We start from the raw sequence: 17,941 nt of genomic DNA on the forward strand, positions 1-17,941 counted from the left end.
GTTCGATGAATCGTTTTACGGTAAAGCAAATTTTTCAATTTACAGGATTAGTTTGTGGAGGGTTGGCAGTGGTTATCCAGTTTTGTCTTATGATGGCAACAGCGGCCGAAAAAGAATTATCCTACTTCGGGGAAACTATCCGGTTCTTTAGTTACATGACGATCCTCACCAATATTCTTGTAGCGCTGTGCTTCGCCTCTTTCCTGTATTTTAAAGACTCTCCGATGGGTAAGTTCTTTGCGCGGCCTATTGTTCAGGTTGCCCTCTTTGTTTACATCTTTATCGTAGGCGCTACTTATCATATTGTGCTGGCGCAGATGTGGACACCTACCGGACTACAATTCGTGGTTGACCTGTTACTTCATACAATTGTTCCAATAGTCTATTGCCTGTACTGGATTATCATGGCTCAAAAAGAGCATCAGTCCTTGACTAATGTGTTGGTGATACTTTTATATCCCCTGGGATATTTCATCCTAATCCTGCTGAAGGGCCTGATTACGGGTACCTATCCTTATCCGTTTATTGACGTTTCCATGATCGGATACGGAATGACCTTTGTGAATGGCCTCCTGCTATTGGTGGCATACGGAGCCCTGGGGTTCCTGATGATAACGCTTAATAATAATGTGTTTCATAACGAGCATTAACATTTATTAAAAATCTTCTTAATTTTGAGCATAACTAAATCCTAATCATCATGTCAAAAGGTCAAGACAAAAAGAAGGAAACTAAAAAACCTGCAACCAAAACCTTAAAGGAAAAAAGGGCTGAAAAGAGAGCAAAGAAGGACGGGAAGTAGTCTTAGTTTCTATCATCTTTGAAAGAGAACTTCATAATCTGGAGTTCTCTTTTTATTGATAGCCATCTTTAGGAGTAAGGAGAACCATTGATGGTTCAGACCCTCAGCAGGTCAAATCAACCTTACATCAGATTAATTTAAGTATCTTTGCACCGCGTTCCTCCAAATTCCCGTAAAAAAGCGGTTCCTGATGCATCCAGGACCAATGCGTTGACCCAAGAGGCGTTGTATAAATTTTTTAGCGAGCCTCGCTAGTACTAAACATTAATCATGTCATTCGAAAAATTAAATTTAATTGAGCCTATTACAAGGGCCCTGAAAGCAGAAGGCTATACACAGCCCACTCCAATTCAAGAACAAGCCATTCCAGTATTGTTAGAACGCAAAGACCTATTAGGTTGTGCGCAAACAGGAACTGGAAAAACATTAGCATTTGCTGCACCGATTCTACAACTACTCCACCAGGATGAGTTGTTTGTGAAAGGTCCTGCCGGAATTAAAACTCTTATTCTTACTCCTACCCGCGAGCTTGCCATTCAGATCGGCGATAGCTTCGCTACGTATGGAAAGTTTCTAAAATTGAAACATGCTGTCATCTTTGGTGGTGTGTCACAAAAACCTCAGACCGATGCTTTACGCAACGGGGTGGATATACTGATTGCCACACCAGGCCGTTTGCTCGACCTGATGGATCAGCGCTTTGTCCATCTGCAGAATCTCAAGATCTTCGTTCTTGATGAAGCAGATCGCATGCTGGACATGGGTTTTATCCATGATGTAAAGAAGATCATTGCAAAGCTGCCGGTAAAAAGACAGACTTTATTTTTCTCAGCAACTATGCCGCCTGAGATCTCCAAGCTGGCGAATACAATTCTTACCAATCCGGTTCGTGTTGAAGTAACTCCGGTTTCTTCTACAGCAAATACCATTCAGCAACAGCTTTACTATGTTGAAAAATCTGACAAGAGATCATTGCTTCTTCATCTTCTAAAAGACAAAAGCATTGAGACTGCGTTGGTCTTCACGCGTACCAAGCATGGCGCAGACAAGGTTGTAAAAGATCTTAACCGCGCAGGCGTTACCGCTGAGGCGATTCACGGAAATAAATCACAGAACGCTCGTCAAAGAGCCTTGAGTAACTTCAAAACCAAACAGACAAGGGTTCTTGTGGCAACGGATATCGCTGCGCGTGGTATTGATATCGATGCATTGTCGCACGTTATCAACTATGAGCTGCCGAATATTCCGGAAACATATGTTCACAGAATTGGTCGTACCGGCCGTGCCGGAGCCAGTGGCATAGCATTCTCTTTCTGTGATTCAGAAGAGAAAGAATATCTCCGTGACATTCATAAGCTGATTGCAAAAACAATTCCTGTAATCACTGATCAGCCTTATCATTCAACCAGTACAGTAAGCCTACCTCCACCAAAACAAGGCGGTGGTCAGCGTCAAAGTGCTTCCAGAAAATCAGGAGGAGGCGGTGGTCGCTCAAACTCATTCCGTAAATCATCTTCTGGTTCTGGCTCCGGCCGCAGCTGGTCAAAAGATAGAAGAGAAAGAAACTGATTGTAGTTGAATTCATATAAAAAAAAGACCGCTGCAAGGCGGTCTTTTTTTTGTCAACATTTATTATTGCTGCATTTGCATCTCCTGATGCTTCCTGAATGAATTACTATACGAAGACGTCGTGGGAGTCGAATAGACAATTTCATTTTCCTGGTTGCTTACAAGCCCGTCTTCATAAGAAACGGAAACCGCCACCTCCAGCGTATGATTTGATGAACCGCGATATGTGCCTTTCACAGGTGAACAATCAGAGAAATTTTTACCAACTGCTAAGCGAACGTGAGTTTCATTCACCACGCAATTGTTGGTTGGATCCAGTCCTATCCATCCATAGAATGGAATGTAAGCTTCCACCCAGGCATGCGTCGCTCCTTCCCCTCTCATTCCGCTTTTGTTAGGACAAATATATCCACTCACGTAACGTGAGGGTATGGAGATCAGCCTAAGCATCACCAAAAGGATATGAGCAAAATCCTGACATACACCTGATTTTATTTCCCAGATCTCATCTACCGTTGTCTCTACAGTGGTAATTCCCTTTCTGTATAGGAATGTATCAAATACATACTGGCAGAAATTTTTCGCTGACTCCAGTGGTGTAAGATTTTTAGAACGCTCTGCTGAGATGATCTTTCCAAGTTCCTCAAATGAATGAAATCGTTCCTGCCTGAGAAAGTCAATGTATTCAAGATTGAGAGCCAGATTCCGAAGATCGTTCCATTGCTTTTCGGCAGGTTCAGTCTCTTCCGGCATGAATCTGTTTTTTGTAATGACGACAAGCTGGGAGTCAATCACTAATTCATTATGCGCCTGGGCATTGGTAAAGGTTCCTACCTTATTGCCATAGTAATCCACGTGAATATGGATCATAGGATTTGCAGACACGACGATAACATGTTGCAGAATTTCCTGAAAATCATCCTCCAACGGATATAGCATGATCTGATTTGCGCTATCGCGAACATAGCCTTCATACGAATATCTGGTAATGTGCCTGATCTTGAACTTTGACATTATCGCTCTGATTACTAGCTATGTATATATTAAGTTGTTACTGCTGGCCAATTAACTGTTGGCAAAGTATGATTGATTCATTGCAATTCCAATTTCATAAAAGTCCTGGTTGATTTCCCGCAGATAATTATGAAGGCCCATTTTTGAAATGCTCTGAACGTTGGAATACTGGATCTTGCTTCTGACCCTTCCGATAATAAAATCAACCCGTGCATATCCCTCCATGTTTTGCTCATCTTTCAATCTTCCAAAATGGCGGTGAAGCTGATTTAAAGAATACAGTACTGATCTGGGAAAATCCACATTGAACAACACCTGATCGACAACATTTCGGGCTTCGAAACCCGAACGGTATCTTTTCAGGTACAGGGCATAACCGGAAACTGACAACAACAAATATTTCCAGTAGGTTGTATCGGTCGACTTTTCAAGATCATATGATACATCACTGAATCTCACATCCAGAATATCCGTTGACTGAATGGCGCGTTCAAGGAATTTTCCAATGTTCATAAAACTAAGTCCCTCCCCCCTGAACATGGTATTATCGGTAACTCCATAATACAACATACACTGTCTTACCAGTGAATCCAGCACTGTCATCGGATCCTCCACCAGCAATGCGTGTTCCAGCTTCTCATCCCGGATGACATGATAAAATTCGTTCAGAGACTGCCATAATTCTTTGGTGATATTATCCTGAACGGATCTCGCATTTTCACGCGCCTTGGTGATCATGTTCAGTACTGAGTTTGGATTATCCTTATCCACCACCATGTATTGCAGTACTTTTCTGCCGCTGTGCTCCATTTTGGAGATCTCTTCATCATCCAGATTACTGAATATTTTTAATACAGGATGCCAGCTAAACTCCTCACGATCCTCCTGAGAGGAATGATGATTGACTTTGAGCATACGAAGAATACCATCAGCACGCTCCATGTACCGCGACATCCAATAGAGAGAATCTGCTACGCGGCTCAGCATGCTAGAGAACGAAAAATTAAGATTGAAGAACTAATAATCCGGAGAGAAGGCATCATTTGATTGAAGGGTTTCTATACTCGTTTGTAATGAGTCTTTTGATTATTTGATTTATTAAGCAAGCACCCAGGTATCTTTACTGCCCCCGCCCTGAGATGAATTCACCACCAGTGAACCTTCGCGCAAAGCAACACGCGTGAGACCTCCCGGAACAATTTCAATTCCATTCGGCCCACACAATGCAAATGGACGCAGATCAATTCTTCGGGGCTGCATCTTTCCATCAATATAACATGGTGCGGACGACAAGCTGATGACGGGCTGAGCAATAAACTGACGGGGGTCTTTCAATATCTCTTTTTTATAGTCTTCTATCTCTTTTTCAGAAGCAACATGACCCATCAGCATTCCATAGCCACCGGATTCGTTGGTTTTCTTGATCACCATCTTGTTGATATTCTCCAGAACATGCTTTTGTTCATCGGGTTTGGAAAGATGAAGTGTGGGAACATTTTTAAGAATCGGCTCTTCATTGAGATAATAGCGGATCATGTCAGGCACATAGACATAGATCGCCTTATCATCCGCTACACCGTTTCCGATAGCATTGATGATGGCTACATTCCCTTTGCGATAAGCAGATAAAAGCCCGGATACTCCAAGTGCGCTTTCAGGATTAAATACTAACGGATCGAGAAACTCATCATCCACTCTTCTGTAAATAACATCTACCTGCTGAAGTCCGCTGGTGGTCTTCATGTAAACTCTGTGATTTTCCACCACAAGATCGCGGCCCTCCACCAATTCGATACCCATCAGGCGCGCAAGAGTGGTGTGTTCAAAATATGCAGAGTTGAAAATCCCGGGCGTGAGCAACACTACATTGGGTGCAGTTGTTTTTCGGGGAGAAAATGAAACCAGATTCTTATAAAGGATATTAGGATAGTCGGTGACAGGAAGTACTCGATTCTGAGGAATGAGATCCGGAAATATTCGTTTGGTGATCTCACGGTTCTCAATCATGTATGAAACACCGGAGGGAGTTCTGAGATTGTCTTCAAGAACATAAAAGGTTCCATCACCATCACGAATGAGATCAATGCCAGCGATCTGCACATAGATATCATAGGGAACATTAACTCCCTGCATCTCGCGCAAAAAATGCGGACAGGAATACACCAGGTCGATGGGAACAATGCCATCTTTTAATATAAACTGCTGGTGGTACACATCTTTCAGGAACAGATTCAAAGCACGAAGCCGTTGCGTGATACCCTTTTCAATGAGCTGCCACTCCGATGCCATGATAATCCTTGGAATGATATCAAAAGGAAATATCTTCTCAATTCCTTCACCGCTTGAGTAGACGGTAAATGTGATACCCTGGCTCATGAATAGTCGCTTCGCCAGTTCTTCTTTTTTATTGAGCTCTTCTGCGGAAATGTCCAGCAGAAAATCAAAAACTTTCTGATACTGAGGCCTTACACGGTCCGGAGCATGCATCTCATCCCACACCAGAGGGTTGTGAGGGTACTTTTTAAAGAGGTCGGCTGCTTCCATGAATAGTAATATGCAGTAAAGTACTATCCTGAAGAGACATTTGCGATTTTCTCAGGGAAATATTTTATGCAAACGAGTGCTGTTTACCAAAGATTCGTTGCTTATTATTCGAAAACTCCCAATAAAATTCCCAAAATTATGAATTGATGATTTAGCTCTAAAATGTGAATTGACCAGTAACCTTAAATCAGAATCAGGATCATGAAGCCAGTTTCCCTCGACGAAATTCATATCAGCAACACCCTTGAGCCAGGAGACCTTGGCTATATCATCCACCTCCATGGAAAAATCTATGGTAAGGAATATGGTTATGGACCCGGCTTTGAATCATATGTCGCCTCCAGCCTCCTGGAATTCTATAATAACTATCAACCCCACAACAATCGTGTATGGATCTGCAAGCATGAGAAAACAATGATCGGGTGCCTGATCCTTATGAATCGTGGCGAAGCAGCGCAGCTTCGTTACTTTATTATTGAGCCCGCTTATCGCGGAATCGGACTTGGAAAAAAGCTGATGGAGCTGTTCATGAAATTCCTCAAAGAATGTAACTACAGATCCTCGTATCTCTTAACCACCGGCGAATTAAAGGCCTCAGCTTATCTCTATAAATCAAGCGGCTTCACGCTGACAGAAGAGAAAGCTTCATTTGATAATTTTGGAAAGGATGTGGTGGAACAACGTTATGATTTAAAGATCAATGATTAAACAAATATTGAAATAGCGGGCATAAAAAAACCGACCCACCCCTGGATCGGTTTCAACCTACCTAAACACCCTAAGCCCTGCTGGCTTATAAGGCAAATAGCTTGTTACAGCTGCAGTTTAGACAGAAGATTACCTCCAGGTCACACAAAATCCTTCACTATTTATTATTTGCATAAAGGGTCTATTTCGCATCCAAATGCACATATTTACCCTATCTTTCGTCGTCATTGTCCTCAACCCTATGAATTCCCACTCTGAAATGTCATTATTTCCATGGCATGTAAAGAAATTTCTAGCTGGCGCTATAGTGCTCCTGACGGCGAGTTCAGCCGGACTCTATGCACAGTCCTCCTACACATTACAAACAGCAGTGATCACTGCCAGAACCAACAGCCCATTATTAAAAGGTGAAGGCTATAATATTAACATTGCTCAAGGCAGTCTTACCACAGCAAAGCTCTTTACAAATCCTGCTATTAATAATCAAACCTTATTATTAGCAAACAGTAAATACTATGCCCCTGGAACAGATGCAGGAAGTGCTACCAATCGCCAGGTGTGGTGGCAGGTGACAAAACCATTTGTTCTTCCATCTCAAAGAAGAAACAGAATTGACATTGCTACGCAAAACGTTTCGCTTTATGAAAAGGGTTATTCCGAAACGCTTAGAAATTTTTCATCCGACGTCGCCAATCAATGGCTCAATGCCTGGGTAATAAAATCGCGTCTCGAACTTTTAGATCAGGCCTTCACCAACATTGATAGCCTTGTAAAGATCAACAGGGCTCGTCTCCGCAATCAGGTGATCACCCAGACCGACCTTATCCGCACTCAGTTATTACAGGATCAGTACACGCTTCAGATCCTGAATGCACAGAAAGAATTCAAGAATGAAATCCAGCGTCTTAAATTCTTAATGGGTGTAAAAGACAGTGTGGACGTCGACGTTGATGCCAACATTGAGACAACCCTCATCACCGGAACAGTCGATACACTGTTGAACCAGGCCATGAGAGAACGCAGTGATGTTCAGCAAGCCATCCTCGCGGCCAACATTGCTGAGACCAATATCAAATATCAGAAGTCGCTGGTCATGCCGCAACCTGAGCTTGGTGTAATCTGGAATCCACAGAACACTGTCCCTTATGTTGGCTTCTTTGGAACGATAAAAGTTCCGCTGTTCGACAGGAACCAGGGTGAGATCCAGAAATCCAAATTCATGCAGCTGCAGGCACAGGAAGGAATTCGCAGTGCACAGCTTCGCCTTAGCACAGAAGTTCAGGCAGCGTATCAGTCGTACCAGATTGAGAAAGAGAATCTCAAAAAATATGAGACCATGATGACACAGTCTGATCAGGTGCTTGATAATGTGCGTTATTCTTATCTGAAGGGAGGAACTACCATCATTGACTTTCTCGACGCTCAAAGAAGCTGGTTTGATACCCGGCAATTATTTCTGAACGCCCGTCTCTCCTACTTCCAGAGTTATATCCAGCTGTTGTACGTAACCGGACTTATTAATCAATTATGATCATGCGCCAGACCGTTCTTCTGATCTTATTCGTATCGGTGTTGCTTTCCTGTAGCAAGGAAAATCATCAGGAACGTCATCTTAACTTTACCAAACCTAAGGTAGTCGACGATGTCATCACTTTTTCAGATGATACCATTGCCTCCTATTTCACCTCGCAAGGAATTACGACCTCTGACCTTCAGACTGATTTTTCAGTTCCGGCGAGAGTTGTTGCTACCGTCATGACATCTTCAGAAAACCCATCGCTTAACCTTATCCTTTTTGACAATCCCGAACTCACTACCGACTACACTCAGCTGTTACAACATCTTGCAAACATAAAGCAGATTGAAGAGGTAATGATCAAGCAACGGTCCATCGAACTGGAGCGTGTCCTGGATCTTCAGAAACATGGTGCCGCTACCGGTCGTGATGTCCTTGAAGCACAAACAGCACTTTCACTCGAGAAGACCAATCTTATCAATGAAAAATCTTCGCTGATTGAAGAAGAATCCATTTTAAAGCTCAGCGGCTTCAGCACCGAAGATCTTCGCAAGGCAAAGCCCAACACCGTTTGGGTAATCTCGGAGATCGCCGACAATCAGATCAGTAAGGTAAAGCCTGGCGAAAGCTGCAAGGTGACATTCTCTTCCTATCCAAATGAAGTATTCAATGGCAAGATCGATGACATCGGCGATGTTGTTGACAACGTTACCCGCATGCTTAAACTTCGCATCGGCATTACCAATCCTGACCGGCGATTGAAAGCAGGAATGTTTGGCAATACTCGTTTCGGATTAAAAGAGGGAAATTTTCTAACGGTTCCATTAGAAGCAATCGTAACGGTTCAGGGAAAGAACTACGTCTTTGTTAAAACTTCATCACGGACATTCGAAAGAAGAAAGGTGACAACAGGTCAGCAGGCTGGACTCCGCATGATCGTATTTGATGGTATCGCTGAGCACGAAGAAGTAGTTGTAAAAGGCACCATGCAATTAAAAGGTCTTGCATTCGGATATTAAACCATAAGCGTATGATACAGGCTCAGATTTTTTTCGACAGAGACAAGTTCAAGGACGACAAGCCCATGACCGATTACATTATGGAGTTCCTGGCAGAGAATGACATCATTGGCGCTACTGCTTTTCGTGGTGAGCTTGGATTTGGCGAGAATCAAAAGATCAATCGCCCTGGAAGACTTTTCTCCTTTGATGAACCTCCAATGGTGGTAACGTTCATCGATGAAGATGACAAAGTCAGGAAAGTGCTTACTGCCTACAGAAAAAAAGTTAAGAGTGGATTTATTGTTCTTACCCACGTAGAGATCTGGAAATAAGATGATACGCGGCCTCCTGATATTTTCCCTTACCAACCGATGGATTGTCATTGCTTTGGCAATCGTCACATCGGGGATTGGATACTGGTGCTTTACACAATTAAAGATTGAAGCCTATCCCGATATCGCAGATACGAATGTAATCGTCATTGCGAAATATAATGGACGGGCCGCCGAGGAAGTAGAGCAACAGGTTACGATCCCTATCGAGCGGGCACTTAATAATGTTCCCAAAGTATTAGACCGAAGAAGCAGAACCATCTTTGGTCTTTCCGTGGTTCAATTAACTTTTGAAGATGGCGTTAATGATTACTTCGCACGTCAGCAGGTAAACGAGCGACTGGCAAGTGCAGAGTTGCCCGATGGGGTAAGTCCGGAGCTCGCACCTCTCACCACTGCTGTGGGTGAAATTCTCCGCTATGTTGTTGAAGCGCCCGCTACATTCAGTCCTACCCAACTTCGTGACTTACAGGATTGGGTCATCCGACCATTTCTTCTTCAGGTTCCAGGCATTGCTGATATCACGACGTTCGGTGGTCCGTTAAAACAATTTCAGATCCTCATCTCTCCTGAAAAATTAAGGAGATACAATCTTACTGTCAATGATGTCATTTCCTCTGTTGAGAAAAACAATCTGAACACTGGTGGCAATGTAATGGAGCGCGGCGGCCAGGGATTTGCAGTCCGTGGACTTGGTGCATTAAAATCTATTCAGGACATTGAAACCATCGCACTTAGTTCCTATAACGGAGTTCCTGTCTTCATCCGTGACGTAGCATCGATTGAAATCGCTCCACCGCCGCCATCCGGAATTCTTGGATATACCTTCAAGAGCGAACAGATCGAAAGCAATAGCGGAACGGAAGGAATCATTCTTCTAAGAAGAGGAGAAAATCCGAGCGAGGTTCTTAAAAAAGTAAAAGAACAGATCGCCGCCCTTGAACGTGATGAATTACCGGAAGGTGTAAAGATCAGAACGCTTTATGATCGGAGTTTTTTGATCAATCACTCTCTGGAGACGGTGGGTAAGACCCTTTTCGAAGGAGTGTCGATCGTTGTGATCATCCTTATCTTCTTTTTAGGAAGTGTGCGCTCTGCGTTGGTGGTTGCGCTGACAATACCTTTTGCTTTGCTCTTTGCTTTTATTCTTATGCGCCTTACGGGAATTCCCGCAAACTTACTTTCATTAGGTGCAATTGACTTTGGAATTATTGTGGATGGTGCCTGCATCATGGCAGAGCACCTGATACGAAAGTACAGAAGTGCTACTCCCGGTGATAAAGAGCAGGGTATTCTTAAGATCACATTGCTGTCAGCTCAGGAAGTAGGCCGCGAAATATTCTTCTCTGTAACCATCATCATTCTTGCTTACATGCCAATCCTGTTGATGACACGTGTGGAAGGAAAGCTCTTCTCCCCGATGGCATTGACACTTGCATTTGCCGTGATCGGATCCATGATCTGTGCACTCACGCTCATACCAGTACTTATCTCGTTTGCTTATAAAAAAGGATTGGAGAATCTCGACAAGCCCATTCCACAGCATAAGAATCCAGTCCTGGATTTTCTGGAAAAGAAATACAAGAACACCATTGTAAAGATACTGGAGGTTCCAAAGATGATCACCATCGTGGGCTTTTCCATCGTCTTTGGATTGATTGCAACAGGCACCAGCCTTGGAACAGAATTCCTTCCTGAACTTGACGAAGGATCTATCTTCCTTCGATGCTTCCTGCCGGCAGGCGTCAGCATACAGGAGAATGCAAAGATCGCTCCCGGCATTCGCAAGATCATCGCCAGGTATCCACCGATTGATTACGTCATTACCCAAACGGGACGTAATGATGACGGTACGGATCCGTTTCCAACCAACCGTACAGAAATACTCGTTGGGTTACGGGATTATAATCTGTGGAATGACACCATTCAGAAGAAGGAACTTGTATCACGCATTCAGAATGATTTGCAAGAGCAATTTCCGGGAGCATTCTTTTCAACAGGTCAGCCGATCATAGATCAGGTGATGGAGATCGTAACGGGAAGTGCCGCCGATCTTGCCATTTCTGTTATTGGTGATGACCTTGAATTGATGCGAAGTAAAGCTGATACGATCTCAAGCATTGTTCAGGGAATGCAAGGAGCCGTTGCCGTAAACATTGAACAAGAGGGAAGACAAGCTCAGCTGGCGATCACTATCAACCGTGAAAATGCAGCACGTTATGGCATCAGTGTAAATGACATTCAGGCGTTGGTTGAATCCGCGATTGGCGGCAAAACGATCTCTGTTTTATATGACGGCGCAAAGCGATATGATATTGTTGTTCGCTACCTCGCGGAAAGCAGAAATACCATTGAGTCAATTAAAAATCTCCAGGTTCCTTCCGCCCAGGGAGCCCTCATTCCGATGAGCCTGTTGGCAAGTGTAGAATTCTCTGAAGGTCAAACCAACATCTATCGTCTCAACGGCAAGCGGATGGCTACTGTCCGCACCAATATCCGGGGACGTGATCAGGGAGGGTTTGTCACAGAGGTTGGTAAAAAGATTAGCGAGACACTTACTATTCCTAAGGGTTACAGCGTTGTATATGGCGGGCAGTATGAAAACCTCGAGCGCGCAGGAAAACAACTTTCTATAACGATACCTCTTACGATCATCATGGTATTCATTTTGCTTTTTTCATTGTTTAAGAACTTCCGGCATACGTTTGTTGCAATGTCCTGCATATTGTTTGCGCTGGGCGGCGGTATTGCAGCATTGCTGGTCCGCGGTTATCATTTTAATGTATCAGCAGGTGTTGGCTTTGTATCGATCTTTGGAATTTCCGTTATGGCGGGAGTGCTTCTCGTTTCTGCCATCAAGAGAATGGAAGAAGCTGAAGGCACGGATCTTAAGCAAATGGTTGCTCTTGCCTCTTCTGAACAGCTTCGGGCTATTGTTTCGATTCTGATCGTTGCGATTGTTGGTTTAATCCCTGCGGCAATTTCATCGGGTATCGGATCTGATGTTCAGCGACCATTGGCAACGGTGATCATCGGCGGACTCACCAGTACGCTGGCGTTTGCACCGGTATTACTTCCTCCGCTTTATTACCTGATGGAAAAATCAAATAGAAAAAAGAACCCTGAGTATCACCATTAAGAATCTATGGAATCACCTATTACAGTTATCATTGCTGACGATCATAAAATCATTCGTGTTGGCCTTAGCGGAATTCTGGAGCGCGAGGCAGACATCAAAGTAATCGGTGAGGCTGAAAGTGCTGAAGAGGTATTGAACATTCTCGTTACCACTCCTGCTGAAGTTATCCTGATGGACATTGACCTGGGAGAAACCGACGGCATCACCGTAACACGCAAGATCAAAGAACTTTATCCTATGATCCATGTGCTGGGACTTACCATGCATGAAGAACCGGATTATATCATCAAAATGCTGGAAGCAGGTGCCAGCGGATATCTCTTAAAGAATGCAGGCCGTGAAGAGCTATTGACGGCGATCCACACAGTAGCAAAAGGGGACAGCTATTTCAGTCAGAAAGTTTCTTCCACATTGCTTCAGGCAATCACACAACAAAAGGGTGCCGCAGGACAAAAGAAGCCAATCGGTCCAACGCCACTCTCCGATCGTGAGATTGAAGTGCTGAGACTCATCGCCCAGGAGTTCTCCAATGGTGAGATTGCTGAAAAGCTTTTCATCAGCATACGCACCGTAGACACCCACCGTCGAAATCTTCTTGAGAAGCTGCAGGTAAAGAACACTGTGGGATTGGTTAAATACGCCATTGAAAAAGGCATTATTTAACTAATACAGCAGGTAATAGGCAATTCTCGCAGGTACCTGAGACAATCACTGATTTTCACAAAATAGGTTTTTCCCTCTCGGTTGAGCGGAGTCCTCAGATCTACTTTTGACCTGTCGACCTAAAACCCTTTTGCCATGTCAATCACAATTATTTCCACTACCAGCGACGAAGAATTGGTTAATGCAATCCGTCAGGATGACCGCAAAGCTCTTGGTGAGTTGTATAATCGTTACTACAAAAAAGTATTCAACAAGTGCTTTTCATTTACCAAAAAACAGGAAGAAGCTTTTGACCTTGCTCAGGAAGCATTGATGAAAGCTTTCGACAACATTCACTCTTTCAAAGGTGAATCATCTTTCTCAACATGGCTTTACACGATCACACACCGTCATTGTCTTGCGGCTCTTAAAAAGAATGGCCGGTTCCAGTTCCACAGACTTGAAGATAATTTTATAGGTGATGAAGACAGCACTGACGCTTCACCGGTTTCAGAAGAGACAAGCGAAAGAGCCGAACAGGAGTTGATCATGTATTCACTCATCAAGGCATTACCAGAGAAAGAAAGAAATCTTTTGAATTTAAAATACCTTGAAGGAGAGTCTATTGAAAACCTCCAGTCTCAAATGAATCTTTCTGCCAGCGCAGTGAAAATGAGATTGAAGAGGACACGGGAAAAGCTCAATTCGTTATACGCACTTGCCCTCACCTACGGCCTCGAGCAGGTATTGGAACAAATCGAATTATTTACAGCATAATAACGTGACCTTGATTTAAAATGCCACTCAAAAGCTGGAATGGTTTTCAAGAAGACACTGCTTTATCCTTTCAATATCAATACTCCTTACTTCGAAGGATATGCCTGGGCCATGGAGCTTGCGCTTCGCATGAAAGCCAGGCTTCAGTTGTTTACTACTACAGAAGTTGCTCCCGGCATCACCACCACACCTGATTCTATATATCACTCTCTTCTTGAAGCACAGGGATACTTTCTTGAACATTATCAACACTCAGGAATAAAATCAAATGTTGCTGCACTTGAACCCAACATCGTAAAAGGAAATCTGAAAGATGAACTGATCTCGCATCTCAGGAAGAAATCTGTAGACATCGTTATCATTGATCCTTTCTTTCTTTCAACTCATTTCAGAGAAATCACAGAGATTGAAAAACAATCCAAAGGGCTCATCATTCTGCCGGAGCACAAAGAACCTTCCTCTGAAAAATCGCACCCGCCGGGAACCGATCATTTCTATGATGTGCTACGCCGGGCCGAACTTTACAAGTTGCCCGAAAACTTCTTTAACACCCTCGGGAATGACCTTTCGGTATTTAATTACCTCCGAAGGTTCTTTCAGAAAAAGTGATTCCACCAGACTCCTATGCCGGGATTTTACCTTACGTATGTAAAAGGGTAACTTTCGACTATCAACCTTGGGTTTGTGATGTTTACAGGTAGGTTTCTTATCATTTGCTGTCTCGGATTATGCTCTTTCTCCGCCTGGTCGCAAGCCGATCCTAAAGCGGATACAAAAATTGATGAACCCATTATTCCTGTTGAGCACAAAAAACAAAAACGCCTTGTTCTGTTTCCTGTACTGGTGAAGTCACCGGAATATTCCTGGGGCGCAGGCATCGCCGGTACTTACTTCTTTAATCTTTGGAACGACTCCACCACCCGCACATCGAACATCAAAAACGTTTCCTTTTATACATTACGCCGTCAGCTTATCATTGCCAGCGACGGCACGATCTATTCACCCAACGAAAAATACATCCTCCACTTTATAGCATCATTCAGTCATTTTCCAGACAGGTTCTGGGGACTAGGAAATGAAACACCGCTGGAGAATCAGGAGAACTACAGCATCAGTCAGTTCGATCTCTATCCGCAAATCCTTAGAAAAGTCTTTTCGGATTTTTACCTGGGCGTGAGTTATGAATTTCAGAACGTCTATGATTTTGAATACAATGCCGACGGCACGAGTCTTTTCGATCTGGAGAATATAACAGGAAGAAAGGGTGGTAAAATTTCCGGTGCCGGAATACTGGTTACGTGGGACAGTCGCGACAATGCATTCAGTCCTTCAAAAGGATTCTATGCCCAGTATTATCTGGGAGATTATAATGAAAAGATCGGAAGTGATTTTAATTTTACCATTCACAACCTTGACATGCGGACGTACTTTGGATTCAAAAAGGATCGTGTGCTGGCTTTTCAATTAAATATTATCTCTACCATTGGAAATACTCCTATCCGTGATCTCGCCAGCATGGGCTCAAGTTCATACATGAGAGGATATTATGAAGGACGATTTACGGATCGCAGTATGGTTGCCTTTCAGGCGGAATACAGAGTTCCTGTCAAAGGGCGTTGGGGATTTACAACTTTCGCAGGCGTGGGTCGTGTTGGCAGCTCATTGACAGATGCATTACGAATTGAAAATGTAAAGCCATCCTTTGGCATCGGATTGAGATATGCTTTGCGTCCTAAGGAAAAACTAAACCTGCGTGTGGATGCAGGGTTTGGTCAACAGTCTCAGGGAACCTATATTAACATCGGCGAATCCTTCTAGATATTGTGAAAGCTATTGGCGTAAGATCCCTGCTTATTCTTTCCATCATTCTTACAATGGTGAGTGCCTTCATTACCTATCTGAATGTGCAGCAAAAAAAGGAAGCCATTGCCCTGGTGATCCACAACTATAAGGTAATCCAGGCCTCCACACGTTTACTTTCCCTTTTGAAAGACGTTGAAATTGGTCACCGTGGATATCTGATCACGGCCGATAAATCTTTTCTTCAACCTTATGAAGAAGCATTGCTTGATATCCATTATGACATGGATACCCTAACCCTCCTGGTAAAGAACAATCAGCGACAGCTTGAGATCCTGCAAAAAAGACTCATCCCATTAGTGGATGAGAAAATGGCAGATCTTGAAGAGAGCCTTATCATCTTAAAGACATACGGACAGGACAGCGCTTCTCATTTTAATGGAATGAAGATCGCCAAAGCAAAAATGGACAGCATTCATTTCTGGACCACCAACTTCATTCAGCACGAACAGGAACTTCTGAAAGAACGAAGCGAAGCATTGGAGAGTCAGTATTTTCTGAATGATGTCATACGGTTTTCAAGCTTCACATTGATTGGCATCATCTCCTTTGCGGCTCTGATCACCATTGCCAACAAAGAGAATGACAATAAACGTTTGCTGGTGGAACTACAGCAGTTCAATCAGCAATTGGAATTCAAAGTCAAGGATCGCACACGACGATTGGAAGAGGCTAATAAGGATCTTCTCAGATTAAACGATGAAAAGAATCATTTCCTTGGCATCACAACGCATGATCTCAAGGCGCCGCTCGCCGGAATTTCCGGACTTCTTGAATTGATGAAGCTGGAAAAGACATCTTTATCCGGAAAACATCTCGAATACATTCAGCTGATGGAGGCAACCTGCCAGGATATGTTGCGACTGATCTCCGATCTTCTTGACCTGAGCCGCATTGAACATGGAACGACAACGGTTATTATTCAGGAGGTGCCGGTCAGTAAAATCATCGGGCAGCTTGAAGATCATTTCCGCTCCTGGGCCTCAAGAAAAAATATCCATCTGACGTTCGTCAATAAAGTAGCAAAAGACATCATCATCACGGATCATGACATTGCTGTCAGAATTCTGGATAATCTTATCTCCAACGCAATCAAGTTTTCACCGAAAGGAAAGGAAGTGCTGGTTTCGTTGATGGATGAAGATGCCAGACTGCGAATCGACATCAGCGATCAGGGTCCCGGCATCAGGTTGGAAGACAGGGATAAATTGTTCCAGAAGTTTCAAAAGCTCAGCGCACGACCCACCGACGGTGAAAGCTCTTCTGGCCTTGGCTTATCCATTGTAAAAGACCTGGTAGACTTTCTCAAGGGCTCTATTGAGGTAAAGAGTGAAATGGGGAAAGGCACTACTTTCATCATCCGGCTGCCGAATAGTCTCTGAAATCTTCCTTTTGATCTACTAAAGGCTGAGGTGCCGCATCTTATCGGCACGTTACAGTGACTATTTCCGTTATGTAATCTCTAAACATAAAGGAGAAAGCATATGAAAACCGCACTGTGTACAACGATTTTGAGCATCCTCATAACATTCTCAGTAAACGCGCAACTCTTCAATTCTTCTCATGTTCCCGAAGAAGCAAGAGTAAATTTTAACCTTCAGTATCCTAAAGCAAAGCAAACAAACTGGACTAAAGACACGGATGGATATCAGGTGAGGTTTCGTTCAGGAAGACATTACATTGTAGCAGTTTATGATCTTCAGGGAAGGTCCGTCGCTGAGATCCTCAAGATCAGCAAAGACATGCTTCCAACACTTGCGAGAAAGCAACTAAGAGAGAACTATGCATCGTATGCGATTGAAGATGCCGTAAAAATAAAGTCGGTCGACGGAAGAATAGTCTATGGCACACACATCGGCACGGCTGAAGAGTCGCTTGAGCTGGTCTTCAATGATAGTGGATACATGATCTCCATTACCTCTGACGAGATCAGCACGGATTAGAATTCTCCACCGGTAATAACTCATTTTTTAGTCATTTTATAGTCTTTCTGACTCTGAGTTGCTCACTTACGGTATGAGCTCGTACCCTCTGCAG

General features: G+C 43.5%; 16 protein-coding genes. 13 read left to right on the forward strand and 3 right to left on the reverse strand.

What is annotated here, in order from left to right; translation table 11 throughout:
* The first annotated feature begins 5 nt into the window (after window positions 1-5).
* Window positions 6-650, forward strand: coding sequence for a Pr6Pr family membrane protein (locus HOP08_03510; protein NOT73970.1), 645 nt, complete (start codon window positions 6-8; stop codon window positions 648-650).
* Between the two features lie 422 nt (window positions 651-1,072).
* A complete protein-coding gene (locus HOP08_03515; GenBank protein NOT73971.1) occupies window positions 1,073-2,371 on the forward strand; it encodes a DEAD/DEAH box helicase in 1,299 nt (432 codons plus the stop codon).
* A gap of 63 nt (window positions 2,372-2,434) precedes the next feature.
* Here the strand turns inward: HOP08_03515 and HOP08_03520 are convergent, their stop codons facing one another.
* The 3 genes from HOP08_03520 to HOP08_03530 form a co-directional block, all read right to left on the reverse strand.
* Window positions 2,435-3,385, reverse strand: coding sequence for a transglutaminase family protein (locus tag HOP08_03520; GenBank protein NOT73972.1), 951 nt, complete (start codon window positions 3,383-3,385; stop codon window positions 2,435-2,437).
* Between the two features lie 51 nt (window positions 3,386-3,436).
* Entirely contained in the window at window positions 3,437-4,372 is a 936-nt protein-coding gene (locus HOP08_03525; protein NOT73973.1) for an alpha-E domain-containing protein, read from the reverse strand.
* 111 nt (window positions 4,373-4,483) lie between these two features.
* Window positions 4,484-5,929, reverse strand: coding sequence for a circularly permuted type 2 ATP-grasp protein (locus tag HOP08_03530; protein ID NOT73974.1), 1,446 nt, complete (start codon window positions 5,927-5,929; stop codon window positions 4,484-4,486).
* 201 nt (window positions 5,930-6,130) lie between these two features.
* Between HOP08_03530 and HOP08_03535 the strand changes: the two genes are divergently transcribed.
* The 11 genes from HOP08_03535 (at window position 6,131) to HOP08_03585 (ending at window position 17,847) form a co-directional block, all read left to right on the forward strand.
* Complete coding sequence (locus tag HOP08_03535; GenBank protein ID NOT73975.1) at window positions 6,131-6,637, forward strand: GNAT family N-acetyltransferase; 507 nt, start codon at window positions 6,131-6,133, stop codon at window positions 6,635-6,637.
* Window positions 6,638-6,878: 241 nt separating this feature from the next.
* Window positions 6,879-8,168, forward strand: a complete 1,290-nt coding sequence (locus HOP08_03540) for a TolC family protein (protein NOT73976.1) — start codon at window positions 6,879-6,881, stop codon at window positions 8,166-8,168.
* A gap of 2 nt (window positions 8,169-8,170) precedes the next feature.
* Window positions 8,171-9,172 (forward strand): HlyD family efflux transporter periplasmic adaptor subunit, encoded by a 1,002-nt coding sequence (locus tag HOP08_03545; protein NOT73977.1) that lies wholly within the window; start codon window positions 8,171-8,173, stop codon window positions 9,170-9,172.
* Between the two features lie 11 nt (window positions 9,173-9,183).
* Complete coding sequence (locus tag HOP08_03550; GenBank protein NOT73978.1) at window positions 9,184-9,486, forward strand: DUF190 domain-containing protein; 303 nt, start codon at window positions 9,184-9,186, stop codon at window positions 9,484-9,486.
* Between the two features lies 1 nt (window position 9,487).
* Complete coding sequence (locus HOP08_03555; GenBank protein ID NOT73979.1) at window positions 9,488-12,625, forward strand: efflux RND transporter permease subunit; 3,138 nt, start codon at window positions 9,488-9,490, stop codon at window positions 12,623-12,625.
* A gap of 6 nt (window positions 12,626-12,631) precedes the next feature.
* Window positions 12,632-13,288 (forward strand): response regulator transcription factor, encoded by a 657-nt coding sequence (locus HOP08_03560; GenBank protein ID NOT73980.1) that lies wholly within the window; start codon window positions 12,632-12,634, stop codon window positions 13,286-13,288.
* 135 nt (window positions 13,289-13,423) lie between these two features.
* Window positions 13,424-14,044 carry an RNA polymerase sigma factor gene (locus HOP08_03565; protein NOT73981.1) on the forward strand — a complete coding sequence of 207 codons (621 nt, stop codon included), beginning with the start codon at window positions 13,424-13,426 and terminating at the stop codon, window positions 14,042-14,044.
* Window positions 14,045-14,083: 39 nt separating this feature from the next.
* Window positions 14,084-14,653 (forward strand): universal stress protein, encoded by a 570-nt coding sequence (locus tag HOP08_03570; GenBank protein NOT73982.1) that lies wholly within the window; start codon window positions 14,084-14,086, stop codon window positions 14,651-14,653.
* 78 nt (window positions 14,654-14,731) lie between these two features.
* Window positions 14,732-15,862 (forward strand): BamA/TamA family outer membrane protein, encoded by a 1,131-nt coding sequence (locus HOP08_03575; protein ID NOT73983.1) that lies wholly within the window; start codon window positions 14,732-14,734, stop codon window positions 15,860-15,862.
* 5 nt (window positions 15,863-15,867) lie between these two features.
* Window positions 15,868-17,286 carry a hypothetical protein gene (locus HOP08_03580; protein NOT73984.1) on the forward strand — a complete coding sequence of 473 codons (1,419 nt, stop codon included), beginning with the start codon at window positions 15,868-15,870 and terminating at the stop codon, window positions 17,284-17,286.
* Window positions 17,287-17,388: 102 nt separating this feature from the next.
* Complete coding sequence (locus HOP08_03585) at window positions 17,389-17,847, forward strand: hypothetical protein (protein NOT73985.1); 459 nt, start codon at window positions 17,389-17,391, stop codon at window positions 17,845-17,847.
* Window positions 17,848-17,941 lie beyond the last annotated feature (94 nt).

It is taken from the genome of Cyclobacteriaceae bacterium (assembly GCA_013141055.1).
In the GTDB taxonomy this organism is placed as follows: Bacteria; Bacteroidota; Bacteroidia; order Cytophagales; family Cyclobacteriaceae; genus ELB16-189.

What these genes read in the sequence shown, in the direction of transcription:
- HOP08_03510 (NOT73970.1), top strand. Translation starts at nt 6, where the DNA reads ATGAATCGTTTTACGGTAAAGCAAATTTTTCAATTTACAGGATTAGTT.
- HOP08_03515 (NOT73971.1), top strand. Translation starts at nt 1,073, where the DNA reads ATGTCATTCGAAAAATTAAATTTAATTGAGCCTATTACAAGGGCCCTG.
- HOP08_03520 (NOT73972.1), bottom strand. Translation starts at nt 3,385, where the DNA reads ATGTCAAAGTTCAAGATCAGGCACATTACCAGATATTCGTATGAAGGC.
- HOP08_03525 (NOT73973.1), bottom strand. Translation starts at nt 4,372, where the DNA reads ATGCTGAGCCGCGTAGCAGATTCTCTCTATTGGATGTCGCGGTACATG.
- HOP08_03530 (NOT73974.1), bottom strand. Translation starts at nt 5,929, where the DNA reads ATGGAAGCAGCCGACCTCTTTAAAAAGTACCCTCACAACCCTCTGGTG.
- HOP08_03535 (NOT73975.1), top strand. Translation starts at nt 6,131, where the DNA reads ATGAAGCCAGTTTCCCTCGACGAAATTCATATCAGCAACACCCTTGAG.
- HOP08_03540 (NOT73976.1), top strand. Translation starts at nt 6,879, where the DNA reads ATGAATTCCCACTCTGAAATGTCATTATTTCCATGGCATGTAAAGAAA.
- HOP08_03545 (NOT73977.1), top strand. Translation starts at nt 8,171, where the DNA reads ATGCGCCAGACCGTTCTTCTGATCTTATTCGTATCGGTGTTGCTTTCC.
- HOP08_03550 (NOT73978.1), top strand. Translation starts at nt 9,184, where the DNA reads ATGATACAGGCTCAGATTTTTTTCGACAGAGACAAGTTCAAGGACGAC.
- HOP08_03555 (NOT73979.1), top strand. Translation starts at nt 9,488, where the DNA reads ATGATACGCGGCCTCCTGATATTTTCCCTTACCAACCGATGGATTGTC.
- HOP08_03560 (NOT73980.1), top strand. Translation starts at nt 12,632, where the DNA reads ATGGAATCACCTATTACAGTTATCATTGCTGACGATCATAAAATCATT.
- HOP08_03565 (NOT73981.1), top strand. Translation starts at nt 13,424, where the DNA reads ATGTCAATCACAATTATTTCCACTACCAGCGACGAAGAATTGGTTAAT.
- HOP08_03570 (NOT73982.1), top strand. Translation starts at nt 14,084, where the DNA reads ATGGTTTTCAAGAAGACACTGCTTTATCCTTTCAATATCAATACTCCT.
- HOP08_03575 (NOT73983.1), top strand. Translation starts at nt 14,732, where the DNA reads ATGTTTACAGGTAGGTTTCTTATCATTTGCTGTCTCGGATTATGCTCT.
- HOP08_03585 (NOT73985.1), top strand. Translation starts at nt 17,389, where the DNA reads ATGAAAACCGCACTGTGTACAACGATTTTGAGCATCCTCATAACATTC.